This window comes from Kitasatospora mediocidica KCTC 9733 (assembly GCF_000744225.1).
Taxonomy (GTDB): Bacteria; Actinomycetota; Actinomycetes; order Streptomycetales; family Streptomycetaceae; genus Kitasatospora; species Kitasatospora mediocidica.
In genome coordinates this window covers 1,476,638-1,495,586 of record NZ_JQLN01000007.1, presented here as the reverse complement: position 1 = coordinate 1,495,586, position 18,949 = coordinate 1,476,638, and the positions used below count along the sequence as shown (strand labels likewise).

The following is an 18,949-nucleotide window of genomic DNA, read 5'->3' as shown; positions in this document are numbered from 1 at the left end:
GCGTTGATCACGGACAGTGACTGTCGGGGCCGTTGCCCGTCCGTCCGGCGGGCCCGCTACGGTCGAGCCATGTCCGACCTGGCGCGCAAGCGGAACGAAGAGCTGGCGCGGATACTGCACCAGCTGGCCTGGAACCCCGAACGCCTGGCGCGGGAGGTCAACCTGGTGCTGCCCGCCGACCTGGCGATCAGCTCCACCGCGCCGTACAAGTGGCGCGACCGGGGCATGGTGCCGCGCGCGCCGCACGACCAGGCGGTCTGCGAGGTGCTCAGCCGCGCGGTCGGGATCGCGGTGACGTACCAGCAGCTGTGGGGGCGGATGGGCAGCCGCCGCGGCGCCAAGGCGCTCTCGCCCCAGCTGCTCACCGACCCCTGGACCGCCGACACCGCGCAGACCGCGCTGCGCGAGGCGGCGGCGGAGGCCGGCCCGGTCCGGCTGACCGACCTGTTCCGCGGCGACGAACTGGCGCTGGCGGCCCGGCACTGGGCCTCCCCGCCGCCGCCCGTCACCGGCGGCGAGGGGGCGCTGCGGATCGCCCCCGAGCAGCTGGCCGACCTGCGGATCAGCCATGACAGCAAGCGGCGGCTGGAGCAGTCCTGCGGCGGCGGCCTCGTGCTCACCCCGGCCAAGGCCGAACTCTCGATGGTGGGAAAGCTGCTGGAACTCGGCTCGTACGCCTGGGACGAGCCGCTGGGCCGCGGGCTCTACGGCGCGGCCGGCCGGCTGGCCCGGCTGGTCGGCTGGGCCGACTACGACATGGGCAACGAGGCCGCCGCGCAGCGCGCCTTCGTCGCCGCGCTGCGCGCCGCCCACGTCTCGGGGGACCCGCGGCTCGGGGTGAGCGTGGTCGGCTGCCTCGCGGTCCAGGCCACCGACGGACCGGCCGGGCGCGGCCTGGACACCGTGGCGATGCTCGACACCGCGCTGCGCGCGGCCGAGGGGTCGCTCAGTGCGGGCGAACGCGCCCTCCAGCTGGGCCGGATCGCCCGGGCGCACGGCCGCCGCGGCGAGCGGGCCGGCGCCGAGCAGGCGGCCGAGCAGGCCTTCGCGGCCCTCGCCGACGAGCCCCACGAGGGCCAGCGGCGGGCCGACCTGGACGGCATGGTCGGCGAGGCCCACCTCTTCCTCGGCGACCACGAGCGGGCCCGGGTGCTGCTCGCGTCGGCCGTTCGCGAGCTGACTCCCGAGCGGGCCCGCGCGAAGGCCCTGTTGATGGTCCGGCTGGCCGACTCCTACCGCCGCACCGGCGAGCCCGGGCAGGCCGCCCCGATCGCCGACCGGGCCCGCCGGCTGGCCGCCGGCATGCAGTCCGCCCGGGTGGCCCGCGCCCTGCGGGACTTCGACACCGCCTCCCGGCTCTCGACCGACGTGAATTGACGGAACGTCAGCTGACGTGCCCGGTTGTTGTCCGGGGCGCTGAGCCGCGCGGCCGCGTCGGACCCTAGGCTCGGGCGGTGAAGCCTGATCATCGGGCGGACACGAAGGAGCGTTTTCGGCATGAAGGTACTCATCTCCGGTGGCGCCGGGTTCATCGGCAGCACCATCGGCTCGGCCTGCCTGGACGCGGGCATCACCCCCGTCGTGCTGGACAGCCTGGTGACCGGACGCCGGGAGTTCACCGAGGGCCGGGCGTTCTACGAGGGTGACATCGCCGACGGCGCGCTGGTCGACCGGATCTTCGCCGAGCACCCGGACATCGAGGCCGTCGTGCACTGCGCCGCGCTGATCGTCGTCCCGGACTCGGTGGGCGACCCGCTGGGCTACTACCGGGCCAACGTCGCCAAGAGCCTGGAGTTCGTGGGGCACCTGCTGCGCAACGGCTGCGCCCGGATGGTCTTCAGCTCGTCGGGCTCGATCTACGAGCCGGGCGAGGACTTCAGCGTCGACGAGGACTCCGCGCTCGCGCCGCAGAGCCCGTACGCGCGCACCAAGGCCGTCTGCGAGGCGATGTTCGCCGACATCGCCGCCACCCAGCCGATCCGGATCCTCTCGCTGCGCTACTTCAACCCGATCGGCGCCGACCCGAAGATGCGCACCGGCCTCCAGCAGCGCCGGCCCAGCCATGCGGTCGGCAAGCTCATCGAGGCCCAGGAGGAGGGCGCCCCGTTCCGGATCACCGGCACGGACTACGCCACCCGGGACGGGTCGGGGATCCGCGACTACATCCACGTCTGGGACCTGGCGACCGCGCACGTCGCCGCGCTCGGGCGGTTCGACGAGGTGCTGGCGGGGGACACCCGGTCGTTCGTGATCAACCTGGGCACCGGGACCGGCAGCACGGTGAACGAGCTGGTGGCGGCCTTCAACAGCGTGGTCGAGACCCCGGTCGCGGTGGTCGAGACCGGGCCGCGTCCGGGTGACGTGGCGGGCGCCTACACCCGCAGCGACCGTGCGGCGCGGCTGCTCGGCTGGACGCCGCAGTACTCGCTGGCCGAGGGCATCCACGACTCGCTGCGCTGGGCGGAGCTGCGCGACGAGCGGCTCGCCGAACGGGCCTGACGGCTTCCGACGGGGGCGGCTGGGGCCCGGCCTCACGCTGCCGACGGTGGCGGGCGGCGCGGGCCTCTCGCCACCGGCCGGGTGTGCCTGCGGTACCCTGACCCCATGCGAACCGTGCGCCTGCTCCTTAGCCGGCCGCGCTGACCAGGACCGGCCGCCCGTTCGGGCCTCGCCGGAGTCAGCGTGGCGTCCCCTCCTGCGAGGGGCTTTTTTGTTTCCCCCGCAGCTTCCCGGCAGACCAGCCCGGCTGACGATTCGCTATCTGACATCGATGGAGCTTGAAGGACCATGAGCGAGACGACACCTGCCTCCGGCGCGGCCGAGGCCGCCACCGAGCCGTTCCGATACTCATCCACCCTGGCCGCCGACATCGAGTCACGGTGGCAGGACGTCTGGGAGAAGGAGGGGACGTTCAACGCCCCCAACCCGGTGGGTCCGCTGTCCGACCCCGCCGCCGGCGAGGTGAGCGCGAAGCCGCACAGCTTCATCATGGACATGTTCCCGTATCCCTCCGGCGCCGGCCTGCACGTCGGCCACCCGCTGGGCTACATCGCCACCGACGTCTACGCCCGCTACCAGCGGATGAACGGCCACAACGTCCTGCACACGCTGGGCTACGACGCCTTCGGCCTGCCCGCCGAGCAGCACGCGGTGGCCACCGGTGAGCACCCGCGGATCTCCACCGAGGCCGCGATCGCCAACATGCGCTCGCAGCTGCGCCGGCTGGGCCTGGGCCACGACTCGCGCCGGTCGATCTCCACGATCGACCCGGAGTACTACCGCTGGACCCAGTGGATCTTCCTGCAGATCTTCAACTCCTGGTACGACGCCGAGGCCGCCACGGCGCGCCCGATCCCCGAGCTGGTCGCCCAGTTCGAGAGCGGCGAGCGGGCCACCCCGGACGGGCGCGGCTGGTCCGAGCTGTCCGGCGCGGAGCGCGAGGAGGTGCTGGGGGAGTACCGCCTGGCGTACTCCAAGGAGGTGCCGGTCAACTGGTGCCCCGGGCTGGGCACCGTGCTGGCCAACGAGGAGGTCACCGCCGACGGCCGGTCCGAGCGCGGCAACTTCCCGGTCTTCAAGTCCAAGCTGCGCCAGTGGATGATGCGGATCACCGCCTACGGTGACCGGCTGATCGCCGACCTGGACCCGCTGGACTGGCCCGAGGCCATCAAGCTGCAGCAGCGCAACTGGATCGGTCGCTCCGAGGGCGCCCGGGTCGACTTCCCGGTCGCCGACGGCTCGGCCATCACGGTCTTCACCACCCGGCCCGACACCCTGTTCGGCGCCACCTACATGGTGCTGGCCCCCGAGCACGAGCTGGTCGACTCGATCGTCCCCGCCGCCTGGCCGGCCGACGTGCCGGCCGAGTGGACCGGCGGCGCCGGCACCCCGGCCGAGGCGGTGGCCGCCTACCGCGCGGTCGCGGCGTCCAAGTCGGACGTCGAGCGCCAGGTCGAGGCCAAGGTCAAGACCGGCGTCTTCACCGGCGCGTACGCGACCAACCCGGTCAGCGGCGAGAGCGTGCCGGTGTTCATCGCCGACTACGTCCTGATGGGCTACGGCACCGGCGCGATCATGGCCGTCCCGGCGCACGACCACCGCGACTTCGCCTTCGCCCGCGCCTTCGCGCTGCCGATCCGCTGCGTCGTCGAGCCGACCGACGGCCGCGACCAGGACGCCTCGGCGTGGGACGACGCCTTCGACACCTACGACTCGGTCATCGTCAACTCGGCCAACTCCGGTGTCTCGCTGGACGGTCTGAGCGTGACGGACGCCAAGGCGCGGATCACCGCCTGGCTGACCGAGCGCGGGATCGGCGAGGGAACCGTCAACTTCCGGCTGCGCGACTGGCTGTTCAGCCGGCAGCGGTACTGGGGCGAGCCGTTCCCGATCGTCTACGACGAGGACGGCGTGATGCACGCGCTGCCCGATTCGATGCTGCCGGTCGAGGTCCCCGAGGTGGAGGACTACTCGCCGCACACCTACGACCCGTACGACGCGGCGAGTTCGCCGAAGACCCCGCTGTCGCGCAACGAGGCCTGGGTCAACGTCGAACTGGACCTGGGCGACGGCGTCCGCAGCTACCGCCGCGAGACCAACACCATGCCCAACTGGGCGGGTTCCTGCTGGTACGAGCTGCGCTACATCGACCCGGTCAACGCCGAGCGCGTCGTCGACCCGGCCAACGAGCAGTACTGGCTGGGCCCGACGGAGACCAAGCCGGTCGGCGGCGTGGACCTGTACGTCGGCGGGGCCGAGCACGCCGTGCTGCACCTGCTGTACGCGCGCTTCTGGCACAAGGTGCTGCACGACCTGGGCCACGTCAGCTCGGTCGAGCCGTTCCACAAGCTGTTCAACCAGGGCATGATCACCGCCGACGTCTACCGTGACGAGCGCGGCTTCCCGGTCCCGGCCGCCGAGATCGAGGAGCGCGACGGCGGCTACTTCTGGCAGGGCGAAGCGGTCAAGCGCGAGGCCGGCAAGATGGGCAAGTCGCTGAAGAACGCGGTGGCGCCCGACACCATCTGCGAGGAGTACGGCGCCGACACACTGCGCCTGTACGAGATGGCGATGGGCCCGCTGGACGTCTCGCGTCCGTGGGACACCCGCGCGGTGGTCGGCTCGTACCGCTTCCTGCAGCGGCTGTGGCGCAACGTCGTCTCGGAGGCGACCGGCGAGCTGGTGGTCACCGACGAGCCGGCCGACGAGCCGACGCTGCGCGCGCTGCACAAGGCGATCGACGGCATCCGCGCGGACATGTCCGGGCTGCGCTTCAACACGGCGGTCGCCAAGGCCATCGAGCTGAACAACTACCTGGTCAAGCGTGGCAGCACGCCGCGTGCCGTGGCCGAGCAGCTGGTCCTGCTGGTCGCGCCGCTGGCTCCGCACATCGCCGAGGAACTGTGGCGCAAGCTGGGCCACGACGAGTCGCTGGTGTACGCCGACTACCCCGTCGCGGACCCGGTGTACGTGGTCGACGAGTCGGTCACCTGCGTCGTGCAGATCAAGGGCAAGGTCAAGGCCCGCCTGGAGGTGGCCCCCTCGATCTCGGACACCGAGCTGGAGGCGCTGGCGCTGGCCGACCCGGCCGTGATCGCCGCCGTCGGTGACGCGCCGATCCGTAAGGTGATCGCCCGCGCGCCGAAGCTGGTGAACATCGTCACCGGCTGACGGTTCATGATCTGCCGAGGCCGGCCCCTGGTGCTTCCGGGGGCCGGCCTTCGACGTGCTTGGGGTGCGCGGGGGTGCGGGGGTGTGGGTGGGCGCCAGGCTCTCGGGGACATCCCTGAGCTGTCCCTGATCTCCGCCCCGGCGCCCCCGCATCCCCTCCCGGCGGGGCTCCGGGCGGCTACCGTGGGGAGCGGAGACAGGACCGGCGGGACCGGCCCGGAGAACAGCCTCGGCACACGTGGAAGGCGGCAACCCCCATGGAAGCGATCGGCGCAGTGATCGCACTGGTCGTGCTGTTCGGGATCGGCATACTGACCCTCCTGATCGTCGCGGCGGTCAAGGCGGGCAGGGCGGTGGCGGCCACGGTCGAACGGACCGAGGCCAACGCCCGCCGGGCCGTCGAGAACGTCACGCTCAAGGCCAAGACGTACACCAAGCCGGGCGCCGCCGGGCAGATCGCCGGCGTGCGGCTCTCGCTGCGCACCGCGCTCCAGGGCACCCGCGAGGTGCTGGAGAGCGGAGTGGGCGCGGACGAGCAGCTCACCGAGGCGCTGCAGCTGCTCGCGCGGCTGGACGCGCACGCGGCCGAGCTGGACCGGGAGCTGCGCATGCTGGAGCGTGAGCCCGAGTCGAGCCGGGTCAGCGCCAAGCTGCCGCAGCTGCGCGAGCGGGCGGGGCGGATCACGCACTCCGCCGAGTCGATGCGGTGGGCGGCGCAGGACCGGATGCACCGCTTCGCCGAGGACGAGCTGGCCAGGCTCAGCCAGGACTGCGAGAGCGAGGCGGGTGCGCTGCGGCACTGGGACACGGGTGCGGGTGCGGGGTCGGGTGCGGGGTTGGGTACGGGGTCGGGTGCGGGGGCAGGGTCAGCGCGGGCTGCTGCTGGGGCTGCCTCTTCCGCTTCGTCCGGGTCCGCTGCTGATGCTCCGGTGCCGGGCATCGGTTCGGGGGGCGGGCGGTTGAGTGCCGAGGAGGTGCTCGGGCTGGCCGAACCGCTGACCCGGTTCGCCCAGCGTCTGCGCAAGCCCAGCCCCGGGTCCTCGGCGGGTTGAGCGGGAGAGGCTGAGCTCGGCGCTCGCGCGCTGTTCGGGTGCCGCTCGATCCCCGCTGTCCTCGGTGACGTTCGGGGAGTAACCTCCGGCTCATGCCCGCCCACCTCGCGATTGTCACCGATTCCACGGCCTACCTGCCCCAGGACGCCGTTGACCGGCACCGGATCGCGACGGTCCCGCTGAGCGTGGTGGTGGGCGACGAGGTTCTGGTCGAGGGCGTGGAGATCTCCCCGAAGGACGTCGCGGAGGCGCTGCGGGCCAAGCGCCGGGTGACCACCTCGCGGCCCGGTCCCGAGACCTTCGCCGCCGCCTACCGCGCGGCGGCGGAGGCCGGCGCCGAGGGCGTCGTCTCCGTCCACCTGTCCGCCGAACTGTCCGGCACCTGCGAGGCGGCCCGGTTGGCTGCCGCCGAGGCCGAGTTGCCGGTGCGGGTGGTGGACAGCCGGATGGTCGGCATGGCGCTCGGCTACGCCGTCCTGGCTGCCGCCGAGGCCGTCGCGGCCGGACAGGAGCTCGACGGGGTCGTCGCGGCGGCCGAACGACGGGCCGGTGCCTCGCACGGGTTCTTCTACGTCGACACCCTGGAGTACCTGCGACGTGGCGGCCGGATCGGCGCGGCCCGCGCGCTGCTCGGCTCCGCGCTCGCGGTGAAGCCGCTGCTCCACCTCTCCGGCGGACGGATCGAGCCGCTGGAGAAGGTGCGCACGGCGTCCCGGGCGATCGCGCGGCTGGAGGAGATCGCGGTCGAGCAGGCCGGAGAGGCGGAGGTGGACATCACGGTCCATCACCTGGCCGCCGAGGAACGTGCGGAGCCGCTGGCGGAGCGCCTGCGGGAGCGGGTGCCAGGGCTGCGCGACCTGTACGTGGGGGAGGTGGGCGCGGTGATCGGCGCGCACGTCGGTCCGGGGCTGCTGGCTGTGGTCGTCTCGCCGCGCTGAAACGCGCCCATGTGGGGGAAGGGCGTTGTCCACAGGACCGGGGTTTTCCACAGGAAATTTTCCGTTCCTGCCGATGGGCTCTCCAGTCCTTACCGTCGTGCCCATGAGCAGCACGATGCGCAGTACCCCAGGACCGACGAACCCGCTGAGCCTGAACCCGGTGCTGGCCCGCCGTAGGGAGCGGGAGCGTGCCGACCTGGTCCGGCACCGGATCAACCACCTCTTCGCGGTGACCGACCAGCCGATCACCGACCGCCCGCCCGAGGCGAAGCCCTGGCCGTCCGACGTCGGCGCACTCGATGCCGGCCCGCCCGATGCCGGCCCGCTCGGCACCGGTTCGCTCAGTACCGGGCTGCCCGGCGATGAGCTGCCGGAGGACTGGCCGCGCGGTTACGGGCGCCGCCGTGACCACCGGCGAGCCGACCCCGCTGCCGCACCTCCAGCCGAGGCTGACGTCGGCTCAGAGCCCGCTGCCGCGACGCCGGACGACGGCTCCCCCTCCCCGCCGACCGCCGCGCTGATCCCCCCGCCCCGGACCCACTCCACAACCGGCTCCGGCTCTGCCTCCACGCCCTCCGGTTCCCCTCGCCGCCCGGGCTCCCGGTTCCGGCCTCGCCTGCCGCCCTGCCTGCACTCGTTGCTCTGGGTGGACCGAAGAGCCGTGCTCGGCCTCAGCGTGCTGCTCCTGCTCGCGGTGGCCTACGCCGTGCAGCACTTCTGGTTCGGGCGCCCGCAGCCGGTCGCCGTTCCGGTGGCCTCCACCACCACGGCCGGATCACCGAAGTCCGCCGGCTCCCCAGCTGGTTCCTCCGCCGGTTCCCCAGCCGGTTCCCCTGCCGGGGTGCTTCCGCTCGCGCCGGCGGCGGCCACCGTGCCGGCGGTGGTCGCGGACGGTCCGCCGGACGCCTCGCTGCAGCAACTCCCCGCCGTGGTGGTCGACGTGGCGGGGAAGGTCGCGAACCCCGGGCTCCGCTCGCTGCCGGGCGGCTCCCGGGTGGCCGACGCGGTCCGGGCCGCCGGGGGTGCCCAGCCAGGGGTGGACACCGACGAGCTCAACCTCGCCCGGATTCTGGTCGACGGCGAACAGATCCTGGTAGGCGCCCCGGCGCCGACCTCCGCCCGTGCCGCCACTGCGGCCCCACGAGCGCCGGTCAGCCTGAACCGCGCGACCTGGGAGCAACTCGACGCTCTGCCGGGGATCGGCCCGGCTCTTGCCCAGCACATCGTCGACTTCCGCAGTTCCCACGCCGGCTTTCGCTCCCTGGAGCAGCTCCGGCAGATCAATGGGATCGGCGAGCGGAAGTTCGCCGAACTCAAACCGCTGCTCACGCTGTGAGCCCGAGCGAGAGGAGTGGTCGCGGTGCCGCCGCCCGTCCGAGGCACTGATGACCCGTCAGCCCACCGTCGAGACGTATCGGACCTCCGACTGCTGCTGCCGACGCTCGCGGCCTGGGTCGTCACTGCCCTGCTGCTCGACGTCGACTCCTGCTACGCGCCGTTGCTGCTGGGCGGGGCCGCACTGGTCGCCGCGGTCGCGCCGGCCCTGCTGTTCGGCCGCCGTCACTCCCGGCGGACGGGCGGCGGGGCCGCGCTGGCCCTGGTCGCGGCCGTACTGCTGACCAGTGCGGCAGCCACGGTCTGTACCGTTCTGCAGACCGCTGACCTGCACCGCGGACCGCTCCCCGCGTTGGCTCGCGCGGCCTCGGTCGACCGGGCAGCCGGTGGCGTCTCGGGCGGCCGTACCGAGCGCGCCGTCGAGGTGGAGCTGACGGTCACGGGCGACCCGCACAGCCACACCTCGCGGGCGAGCGGTTCCAGTCCCGGCCAGGACCTGCTCACCGTCGACGCCACCGCCGACCGCGTCACCGTCCGCTCAGCCGTCCCCTCGCCCGCCGTGTCGCCCGCCGTGGCGGCCGCTGCTCTGGCCGCACCCGACTCATTCGCCTCGCCCGTCCAGTCGCCCAGCCAGCCGCCCGTCAAGCCGCGCGTTCCGCCGCCCGGCCAACCGCCCGTCCCGCCGCCCGTCCCCGCCGGTGCGACGCGGACCCGGACGCCCGTCACCGTCATCGTCCGCGCTCAGGACGTGGCGACCTGGCAGGGCCTGCTGCCGTCCGCCCGGGTCGGCGCCGAAGTCCGGGTCCTGGCGCCGTCCGGACAGAGCGCCGACACCGGCGCCACCCTGCTGGCCCAGGGGCCGCCCCGGGTCCTGGCGCAACCCAGTGCCGTCCAGCGGCTGGCCGGACGGTTGCGCAGCGGACTGCGCCAGGCCTGCGACCAACTCCCGGCGGACGCGCGGGCATTGTTGCCAGGCCTGGTCGTCGGCGACACCTCCGCCGTTCCGGACGAGTTGGACGAGGCCTTCCAGGTCACCGACCTGGTCCACCTGACCGCGGTCAGTGGAGCTAACCTCTCCATCGTCCTGGCGGTCCTGCTGGGTGCTCCCGGCCGCGCCGGTACGGCCGAACGCGGCGGCCTGGCGGCTCTGTTGGGGGTCCCGCTGCGCGTCTCGGCGCTGCTCGGGGCGGCTCTCACCCTGGCCTTCGTGACGCTCTGCCGCCCCGATCCCAGCGTGCTCCGGGCGGCCGCGACGGGGTTGGTCAGTCTGCTGGCGCTCGCCACCGGTCGACCACGGCAGGCCGTTCCCGCACTGGCCGGGGCCGTGCTGGCACTGGTGTTGGCCGACCCGTTCCTGACCCGCTCGTACGGCTTCCTGCTCTCGGTCCTCGCCACCGCGGGTCTGCTGACGCTGGGTCGGCGGTGGACGGTGATCCTGCACGAGCGCGGTTGGCCGCATCACCTGGCCGGTGCGGTGGCCGCGGCCGCCGCCGCGCAGGCGCTGTGCGCACCGGCGACGGTCCTGCTGGCGCCGAGGGTGAGCCTGGTGGGCATCCCGTGCAACCTGCTGGCCGAACTCGCCGTCGCACCGGCCACCTTGCTCGGGTTCGCGGCGCTGGTGGCGTCGCCGTTCTCGATGGCCGCCGCACATCTGCTGGCGGGCCTGGCGGGCGTGCCTACGCAGTGGCTGGCCGCCGTGGCCCGCTACGGCTCCTCCGTGCCCGGCGCCCAGCTCGCCTGGACCCCTGGGTGGCCCGGGGTCGTGCTCCTGGCGATCGCCATCGCGGCCGCCGTCGCGGGTGCGCCACTGCTCTTCCGGCACCCGCCCGCCGGCCCCGCCACTCCCGGCCCCGGCACGCCCGGCCCCGGCACACCCGCCCCCGTCGTCCTCAGCCCGCCTACCGCCGGCCCGCCTACCGCCGGCCCGCCCACCCCCGGCCCGCTCACCCCTGCCTCGACCGCTCCCGACCGGGCCGCCTCCCTCCTCCAAACCTCCGCCCCACGCCCCACGCGGCGCCGACGGCTGCTCGTCCCCGCGCTCCTCGTCCTCGCGGTGTTCCTGCTCCTGTTGCGCCCACCGCCGCTGGTGCGGATGGCGACAGGCTGGCCGCCGGTCGGCTGGCGGCTTGTCATGTGTTCCGTCGGCCAGGGGGATCTGCTCGTGCTGCCGGTGCAGGGCGGCGGTGACGAGGCGCCGGACACCGCGGTGGTGGTCGATACCGGTCCGGATCCGGCGGCCGCCGATGCCTGCCTGCGGGATCTCGGGATCACCCGGGTCGCTCTGCTGGTACTCACCCACTTCCACGCCGACCACAGTGAGGGCCTGCCCGGGGTGCTGCGCGGTCGCGCGGTGGGGGCGATCGAGACGACGACGCTGGACGCGCCGCCGGGGGAGGAGGCCCGGGTGCTGGGGTGGGCCGCGGCGGCGCACGTGCCGCTGCTGCGGGCGACACCGGGGGAGCACCGCAGTGCGGGCCCGGGCCTGTCGTGGGACGTACTCTGGCCGGCCGGTCCGCTGGGGTTCGACACCCCGGGCCCGAACAACGCCAGCGTCTCGTTGCTGGTCACGGCGGGCCGACTGCGCTTCGCCCTTCTGGGCGACCTGGAACCGGCCGCCCAGGCGGCGCTGCTCACGCGCGCCCGCCCGGGCCCGGTGGACGTCCTCAAAGTCGCCCACCACGGCTCGGCCAACCAGGACTGGGATCTCGCGACGGCTCTGCACCCGCGCCTGGCCCTCATCTCGGTCGGCCGCGGCAACCCCTACGGACACCCCGCCGCCCGCACACTCGACCGCCTGCGCGCCCTCGGAGCCACCGTCCTGCGCACCGATCACGCCGGCGACATCGCCGTCCTGGGCGACGACCCGCACACCCTGCGCGCCCTCGTCCACCCCCACCCCGACACCCCCGACGACGCCGAAGCCCGCGACGAACCCGATGCCCCCGACGAACTCCCGGGCACGGTGGCGGCCCTCCTGCGAACCCGGCAACGCGGTGCTCGCGGTGGACCAAGCACCGGGCCCGGGGCCCTGGTTCGGGCGTCAGGGGGGACCTCGGTCCCATCCGCGATCTCGTCCTGCGCTCGGATCGGAGGGCGCCGACCGCGTGATGTGCTGGGGATTGACCAGGAGCCATCGGCATCGGCAACTCGCCTGGCCCGGCGCCACGTTGCGGACCACGCCCTGGCCGGGGGTGCCGTCGGCTCGGGCCGCAGCAGGCCTCGCGGGCGTCCCACGACCGCACCAGGGCCGAGGCGGTCACCTACGCAGGCGTTCGACGTGAGGAGTGATCGGTATGACCGAGAAGACGACGACAGGGCGACGCCCGCTGCTGATGGCGGCCGCGGCCACGCTGGGGGCGCTGCTGGCTCCCACGCCGGCCTACGCGGACCAGAAGGCCCCGGCGAAGCCTGATCGCCGGGACCCGGTCCGCGCCCTCGAACGGGCGGCCCACCCGCTGCGGTCGACCGAACCGGGCTCGGACACGACTGACCTGCGACCCCTGGGGGCGATGATCGGCGCCGCCACGGTGGTGGGCCTGGGGGAGGCCACGCACGGTTCGCACGAGTTCTTCGCCCTGAAGGAGCGGGTCTTCCGGTATCTGGTCGACGAGAAGGGCTTCACCACCTTCGCCCTGGAGATCGGCTGGCCGTCGGGGGTGCTGATCGACGAGTACGTCCAGAGCGGGCGAGGCGATGCGCGACAGATCCTGAAGGAGGCGCTGGGCGGATCGCCCTTCGAGCGCGAGGAGTTCCTGCATCTGGTCGAGTGGATGCGGGACCACAACCGATGCTCTCCCGGCCGCCGGGTGCACTTCATGGGTGATGACGTCGGTGCTCCCCGGGTGGGTGACGACTTCTTCGAGCGGGTGACGGGCTACGTCGGCCGGCACTACCCGCAGCTGCTGCCGCGCTTCACCGAGCTCTACACCGGCCTGCGTCCCCTCGACGACGCCATTGCCTACATGGGCGGACCACTGCCGCAGCGGCAGCGGCTGGCGGCCGGCGCCCAGCAGGCCCTGGCCCTGCTGGAGGCCCAGCAGGGCGCGGGCGGAGACGAGTTCGAGTGGACGGTGCAGCACGCCCGGTCCATCGCCCAGACCGCCACGTTCCTCGCCTACGACTTCGGCGACGCCAAGGCGCTGGGCGCCGCGGAGCTCTACCGCGACCAGCTGATGGCCGACAACATCGCCTGGTGGCAGCGCCACACCGGTCACCGGATGCTGCTGTCGGCCCACGACCAGCATGTGGCGTATGTGACCGCCGATCCCGAGACCTACCCGAAGCTGCAGGGCGCGTTCCTGCGCGACGTGCTCGGCAAGGCCTACCTCGCCATCGGGACCACCTTCGACCAGGGCTCCTTCCTGTCGCAGGACAAGAGCCTGGACGGCCCGTGGGTGAAGTTCACGGCGGACGCGGCCGCGCCCGGCAGCAACGAGTACGTCCTCGACCAGGTCCGCTACCCCGACTACTTCCTCGACACCCGCAGTGCCCCGGCCGCGGCCCGCGCCTGGCTGGACACCGCCCGCCCCACCCGCCAGATCGGCACCGCATACCCCTGCCCGCTCGACAACGTCGCGATAGCCCCGTCCTACGACCTCCTCATCCACGTCCACCGCGTACGGGAGGCCGACATGCTGCGCTGAACCACGCCGGGGCCACCGCCGACATCGCCGTCTCGCGCAGGCGTCCGCGCGCAGGCGTCCGCGCGCAGGCGTCCGCGCTCAGGCGTCCTCGCGCCAGCCGTCCTGGTCGGCCACGGCGCTGTCGAGCGCTGTCAGGAGGTCGTGCGTCCAGCCGGCGGCCGGGGGTTCCAGGACCACCAGCCACTGGGCGTCCTCGGCGTCGTCCTCGCCGGCGAGGGCGTCGCGGACGAGCTCGGGGGTGTCCAGCTCCGGGCAGCGGGTGCTGAGGTCGGCGGCCACCGCCTCGGCCGCGTCGCGGTCGGCGAGGACGAGCAGCTGTCGCCCGGTGGTCACGGGCCGGTCATCGATGTCATGGTCGGTCACCGCTCCATTGTGGCTGCTCGCGGGCCGGGCCTGTCGGCGCCCCATGGGATGCTGGTCTGCGATGGCCAGGAAGAGTGCACCCGATGACCTGCTCGCCCCGCTGACCCTCGCGGTCGGCCAGGAGGAGCTGCTGCTCGACCGTGCGGTCGCCCAGGTGGTGGCGGCGGCACGCGCGGCCGACCCCGACACCGATGTCCGCGACGTCGCACCGGGCGCCCTCCAGCCGGGCAGCCTCGCGGAGCTCACCACCCCCTCGCTCTTCGCCGAGCGCAAGGTGATCGTGATCCGTGCCGCCCAGGACCTCGGCGCCGACTCGGTCAAGGAGGTCAAGGCCTACCTCGACTCCCCGGTCGAGGAAGTGATCATGGTGCTGGTCCATGCCGGAGGCGTCAAGGGCAAGGGCCTGCTGGACGCCGGCCGCAAGGCGGGCGGCCGCGAGGTCGCCTGCCCGAAGCTGACCAAGGCCGGGGAGCGGATCGCTTTCGTCCGTGGCGAGTTCAAGAACCTGGGCCGGTCCGCCAGCCCCGAGGCCTGCCAGGCGCTGCTGGACGCGCTCGGCGGCGATCTGCGCGAGCTGGCCGCCGCCTGCAGCCAGCTCACCTCCGACGTCGAGGGGACGATCGACGAGCGGGTGGTCGCCCGCTACTACAGCGGCCGAGCCGAGGCGACCGGCTTCGAGGTGGCGGACTTCGCGGTGACCGGCCGGGCCGCCGAGGCTCTGGAACGGCTGCGCTGGGCGCTGGCCGTGGGCCAGCCGCCGACCGGCATCACCTACGCCCTGGCCGCCGGCGTCCGCGGCATCGGCCGGCTGGCCACCGCCGACCGTTCGATGCGCCCGGGCGACCTGGCCCGCGAGCTGGGCATGCCGCCGTGGAAGGTGGACCGGGTGCGTCAGCAGATGCGCGGCTGGACCGGTGACGGCGTCGCCACCGCGCTGACCGCCATCGCGCTGGCCGACGCCGCCGTCAAGGGCGGCTCCGACGACCCGGCCTACGCGCTGGAGCGAGCGGTCGTCGCGGTCGCCCGCGCCGCGCGCTCGGGAGCCCGCCAGTACTGACCTACCCGCCGCGCCTACCCGGCCCCGCCTGCCCACCCCCTGCCGCGCCGGCCCCGCCTGCCCACCCCCCGCCGCGCCGTCAGCGCCCGCCCAGCGCGCGCAGCGCGTCGCGGGTGTCGATCACCAGGGCCTGCCGGATGCCGTCGCGGTCCGGCGGGGTGTCCTTGCCCTCCTGGTAGGTGCCGGACCAGTTCAGGTAGCAGGTGAGCGCGCCGTCCCGGACGTAGAGCGTCTGGGTCAGGTAGTGCCGGGTCCGGTCCGACCCGCTCTGGTCGTCGAGGTAGCCGACGAACGCCTCGTCCCCCAGGTTGGGTACGTCGCTGACCTGGAACTTCCGCTGGTCGAACCCGCTGCGCTGGGCCTCGAACTCGGGCGCCGCGCTCACCGCCCGGTGCAGCTGCACCTCCATCGACAGCGTGACGTAGCCGCTGTCGTTGGCACTGTGCTTGAGGTACTGGCTGCAGTACATGTCGTCGAGCGCCGGGTTGTGGGTCGAGTAGTGGTACGCCGTGCCGGAGGCCACTGGGTAGAGCTGGCCGAACCGGTTGAACGGCACCTTGCTGCAGAGGTCGTCGGTGGTCCGGTAGCTGCCCACCCGCAGGGGTGACGAGGCCGTGTTGACCAGCGACGGTACGGCCCACAGCGCGGCCGTCCAGACCGCCGAGGCGAACAGTGCCCCGGCGAACCCCCAGGCCGACCGTCTCAGCAGCCGCCTGCTCCTGCTGAGGCCCGGCATTGGATCACCACCGGGCGCGGTCGGTGGTGCGGGCGGCGGCTGCGGGAAGCCGTAGCCGCGGGTGGTCTGGTGTGGCGTCGACATGGGTGTCCCAGGGGGTGGCGGCAGCGGAGCGTGACGAGGCCGGACGGAGCGTGGCTCAGACGATATCCGCCTCCTGCGGTCCCCCGAAACGCCCCCGGAACGCCGACAGGCGCCGCGGCCGTCCCCCGAAGGGGCTGCCGCGGCGCCTGCCGCTCTGTTCTGTGCACCGCACCCGCGTGGCGAACGCAGGCCGCGTGCGGTACGTGTCGTGCGCCTCGGGCTTCCGGGTAGAGGGCCGGAATCACCCCGAGGGGATAAGGCGTGGATCAGGCCGAGACGGAGACGCGCTTGGTGATCGCCGACTTCTTGTTGGCGGCCTGGTTCTTGTGGATGACACCCTTGCTGACGGCCTTGTCGAGGGCCTTGGAGGCCGCACGGGCCAGCACGGTGGCCTTCTCGACGTCACCGGCGGCAGCGGCCTCGCGGGCCTTCCGCACAGCGGTCTTCAGCGAGGACTTGACGGCCTTGTTGCGCAGGCGCGCCTTCTCGTTGGTCTTGTTGCGCTTGATCTGGGACTTGATGTTCGCCACGAAGGAGCCTCAGTCTTGTCTATTCGGTCTGAACTCGGATGCACCCGCCACCCCGAACCTGCTGAGAGGGCATGCCGAGGTGAGGTGCAGCGACCTACGGTACCAGGGGCGTCGCACCCGCCCCAAACCGGTCAGGCGCGGTGGACCGGTTCACCGTAGTGCTCGACCACCGGGAACGGCGCGTAGAAGCGGTGCAGCAGCTCGCGCCACCGCTCGTACTCCGCGGAGCCGCGGAACCCCTCGGTGTGGTCGGTCAGCTTCTCCCACCGCACCTGCAGCAGGAAGCGCGAGCCGCGCCCCTCGTCCAGGCAGCGCCGCAGTTCCAGCCCGCGGAACCCGGCCCGGCCCGCGATGAGCGGTTTGGCCTCGGCGAAGGCGGCGAGGAAGTCGTCCTCCTGGCCGGGCAGTACGTCCAGCAGCGCACTTTCCAAGATCATGACCGGCAGCCTACGGGGACCGCCGACGGGCGGGGAAGAGCTGGACGCCGCCGCGGGGCGGGCTCGTGGGAAGATGGTGGCAGCCATGTCGATCGGACGAGACCGTCCGGTCCCCGGGAAGCGGCTCCTTCTGTTGTCGAAGACGGGGCGAGCACCCGGCCCCCGGAGCAACGGAGAATCGGACCAAGGTGCCCGCGACCCCTACGAACGTGCCACAGCCCAGCCGTACCGACCCGGCGTTGATCCGCAACTTCTGCATCATCGCCCACATCGACCACGGCAAGTCCACCCTCGCCGACCGCATGCTGCAGATCACCGGCGTCGTCGACCCGCGGCAGATGCGTGCCCAGTACCTCGACCGGATGGACATCGAGCGCGAGCGCGGAATCACCATCAAGTCGCAGGCGGTCCGCCTCCCGTGGGCGCCGAAGACCGGCGACGACGTGGGCAAGACCCACATCCTGAACATGATCGACACGCCCGGCCACGTCGACTTCACCTACGAGGTCTCCCGGTCGCTGGCGGCCTGCGAGGGCACCATCCTCGTGGTCGACGCCGCGCAGGGCATCGAGGCGCAGACCCTCGCCAACCTGTACCTGGCGCTGGAGAACAACCTCACGATCATCCCGGTCCTCAACAAGATCGACCTTCCGGCCGCCCAGCCGGAGAAGTACGCCGCCGAGATCGCGCACATCATCGGCTGCGACCCCGAGGACGTCCTCAAGGTCAGCGCCAAGAGCGGCCTGGGTGTCGAGGACCTGCTGGACCACGTGGTCGCCAAGGTCCCGGCGCCGGTCGGCGTCAAGGACGCCCCGGCCCGCGCGATGATCTTCGACTCGGTCTACGACACCTACCGCGGCGTGGTCACCTACGTCCGTGTGGTGGACGGCGAGCTCACCAAGCGCGAGCGCATCCAGATGATGTCCACGGGCGCGACGCACGAGCTGCTGGAGATCGGTGTCATCTCGCCCGAGCCCAAGGTCGCCGACGGCCTCGGCGTCGGCGAGGTGGGCTACATCATCACCGGTGTGAAGGACGTCCGGCAGTCCAAGGTCGGTGACACCATCACCTCGATGCACAAGGGTGCGACCGAGGCGCTGGGCGGCTACAAGGACCCGCGTCCGATGGTGTTCTCCGGCCTCTACCCGCTGGACGGCAGCGACTACCCGCTGCTGCGCGACGCCCTCGACAAGCTCCAGCTCAACGACGCCGCCCTGGTGTTCGAGCCGGAGACGTCGGTCGCGCTGGGCTTCGGCTACCGCTGCGGGTTCCTCGGGCTGCTGCACCTGGAGATCGTCCGGGAGCGGCTGGAGCGCGAGTTCAACCTCGACCTGATCTCCACCGCCCCCAACGTGGTCTACCGCGTGGTGATGGAGGACGGCAGCGAGCACACCGTCACCAACCCGAGCGAGTTCCCCGTCGGCAAGATCGCCGAGGTGCACGAGCCGGTGGTCCGCGGGTCCATCCTGGTGCCCAACGAGTTCGTCGGCGCCGTCATGGAGCTCTGCCAGGGCCGTCGCGGCAACATGCAGGGCATGGACTACCTCTCCGAGGACCGGGTGGAGCTGCGCTACACCCTGCCGCTCGCCGAGATCGTCTTCGACTTCTTCGACCAGCTGAAGTCCAAGACCCGCGGCTACGGCTCCTTCGACTACGAGCCGATCGGCGAGCAGACCGCCGAGCTGGTGAAGGTCGACATCCTGCTGCACGGCGACGCGGTGGACGCGTTCTCCGCCATCGTGCACAAGGACAAGGCCTACAACTACGGCGTCATGATGGCCGGCAAGCTGCAGAAGCTGATCCCGCGCCAGCAGTTCGAGGTGCCGATCCAGGCCGCCATCGGCTCGCGGGTGATCGCCCGTGAGACGGTCCGCGCGATCCGCAAGGACGTCCTCGCCAAGTGCTACGGCGGTGACATCTCCCGTAAGCGGAAGCTGCTGGAGAAGCAGAAGGAGGGCAAGAAGCGGATGAAGATGGTCGGCCGCGTGGAGGTCCCCCAGGAGGCCTTCATCGCCGCGCTGTCGACGGACGCGGACAGCCCCAAGGACGCCAAGAAGTAACCCGGCGCCCGCAGAACGGCGAAGGCCGCCACCCCGAGGTTCGC

Annotated in this window: 14 protein-coding genes; 10 read left to right on the top strand and 4 right to left on the bottom strand. The window is 72.7% G+C overall.

Going from position 1 to position 18,949, the window contains the following annotated elements; all coding sequences use genetic code 11:
- Positions 1–69: 69 nt before the first annotated feature.
- The 8 genes from BS80_RS36850 (at position 70) to BS80_RS36815 (ending at position 13,638) form a co-directional block, all read left to right on the top strand.
- Positions 70–1,377, top strand: coding sequence for a hypothetical protein (locus BS80_RS36850; protein WP_035806151.1), 1,308 nt, complete (start codon positions 70–72; stop codon positions 1,375–1,377).
- A 120-nt stretch (positions 1,378–1,497) separates the two neighbouring features.
- Positions 1,498–2,499, top strand: a complete 1,002-nt coding sequence (gene galE / locus BS80_RS36845; RefSeq protein WP_035806149.1) for a UDP-glucose 4-epimerase GalE — start codon at positions 1,498–1,500, stop codon at positions 2,497–2,499.
- Between the two features lie 288 nt (positions 2,500–2,787).
- A complete protein-coding gene (gene leuS, locus BS80_RS36840) occupies positions 2,788–5,670 on the top strand; it encodes a leucine--tRNA ligase (RefSeq protein WP_035806147.1) in 2,883 nt (960 codons plus the stop codon).
- A 257-nt stretch (positions 5,671–5,927) separates the two neighbouring features.
- Positions 5,928–6,722 (top strand): hypothetical protein, encoded by a 795-nt coding sequence (locus BS80_RS36835; protein WP_035806145.1) that lies wholly within the window; start codon positions 5,928–5,930, stop codon positions 6,720–6,722.
- Positions 6,723–6,814: 92 nt separating this feature from the next.
- Positions 6,815–7,660, top strand: a complete 846-nt coding sequence (locus tag BS80_RS36830) for a DegV family protein (RefSeq protein WP_035806143.1) — start codon at positions 6,815–6,817, stop codon at positions 7,658–7,660.
- A gap of 103 nt (positions 7,661–7,763) precedes the next feature.
- Positions 7,764–8,996 carry a helix-hairpin-helix domain-containing protein gene (locus tag BS80_RS36825; protein WP_232246783.1) on the top strand — a complete coding sequence of 411 codons (1,233 nt, stop codon included), beginning with the start codon at positions 7,764–7,766 and terminating at the stop codon, positions 8,994–8,996.
- A 24-nt stretch (positions 8,997–9,020) separates the two neighbouring features.
- Positions 9,021–12,407 (top strand): ComEC/Rec2 family competence protein, encoded by a 3,387-nt coding sequence (locus BS80_RS40100; RefSeq protein ID WP_232246782.1) that lies wholly within the window; start codon positions 9,021–9,023, stop codon positions 12,405–12,407.
- Positions 12,289–13,638 carry an erythromycin esterase family protein gene (locus tag BS80_RS36815; protein ID WP_035806141.1) on the top strand — a complete coding sequence of 450 codons (1,350 nt, stop codon included), beginning with the start codon at positions 12,289–12,291 and terminating at the stop codon, positions 13,636–13,638. Before BS80_RS40100 ends, BS80_RS36815 begins: the two co-directional genes overlap by 119 nt.
- Before the next feature lie 78 nt (positions 13,639–13,716).
- Here BS80_RS36815 and BS80_RS36810 read toward each other — a convergent pair whose 3' ends face one another.
- A complete protein-coding gene (locus BS80_RS36810; protein WP_408607469.1) occupies positions 13,717–14,001 on the bottom strand; it encodes a hypothetical protein in 285 nt (94 codons plus the stop codon).
- A gap of 61 nt (positions 14,002–14,062) precedes the next feature.
- Between BS80_RS36810 and holA the strand changes: the two genes are divergently transcribed.
- A complete protein-coding gene (gene holA, locus BS80_RS36805; protein ID WP_035806139.1) occupies positions 14,063–15,058 on the top strand; it encodes a DNA polymerase III subunit delta in 996 nt (331 codons plus the stop codon).
- A gap of 79 nt (positions 15,059–15,137) precedes the next feature.
- Here holA and BS80_RS36800 read toward each other — a convergent pair whose 3' ends face one another.
- The 3 genes from BS80_RS36800 to BS80_RS36790 all read right to left on the bottom strand — a co-directional run bounded on the left by BS80_RS36800 (position 15,138) and on the right by BS80_RS36790 (position 16,845).
- Positions 15,138–15,878, bottom strand: coding sequence for a hypothetical protein (locus BS80_RS36800; RefSeq protein WP_157536787.1), 741 nt, complete (start codon positions 15,876–15,878; stop codon positions 15,138–15,140).
- 266 nt (positions 15,879–16,144) lie between these two features.
- Complete coding sequence (gene rpsT / locus BS80_RS36795) at positions 16,145–16,408, bottom strand: 30S ribosomal protein S20 (RefSeq protein WP_035806135.1); 264 nt, start codon at positions 16,406–16,408, stop codon at positions 16,145–16,147.
- Positions 16,409–16,539: 131 nt separating this feature from the next.
- Positions 16,540–16,845: an antibiotic biosynthesis monooxygenase family protein gene (locus tag BS80_RS36790; RefSeq protein ID WP_035806133.1), complete on the bottom strand. Its 306-nt coding sequence runs from the start codon at positions 16,843–16,845 to the stop codon at positions 16,540–16,542.
- Between the two features lie 188 nt (positions 16,846–17,033).
- Here BS80_RS36790 and lepA point away from each other — a divergent pair, with 188 nt between their 5' ends.
- Positions 17,034–18,905, top strand: coding sequence for a translation elongation factor 4 (gene lepA / locus BS80_RS36785; protein ID WP_083975761.1), 1,872 nt, complete (start codon positions 17,034–17,036; stop codon positions 18,903–18,905).
- Positions 18,906–18,949: the final 44 nt, after the last annotated feature.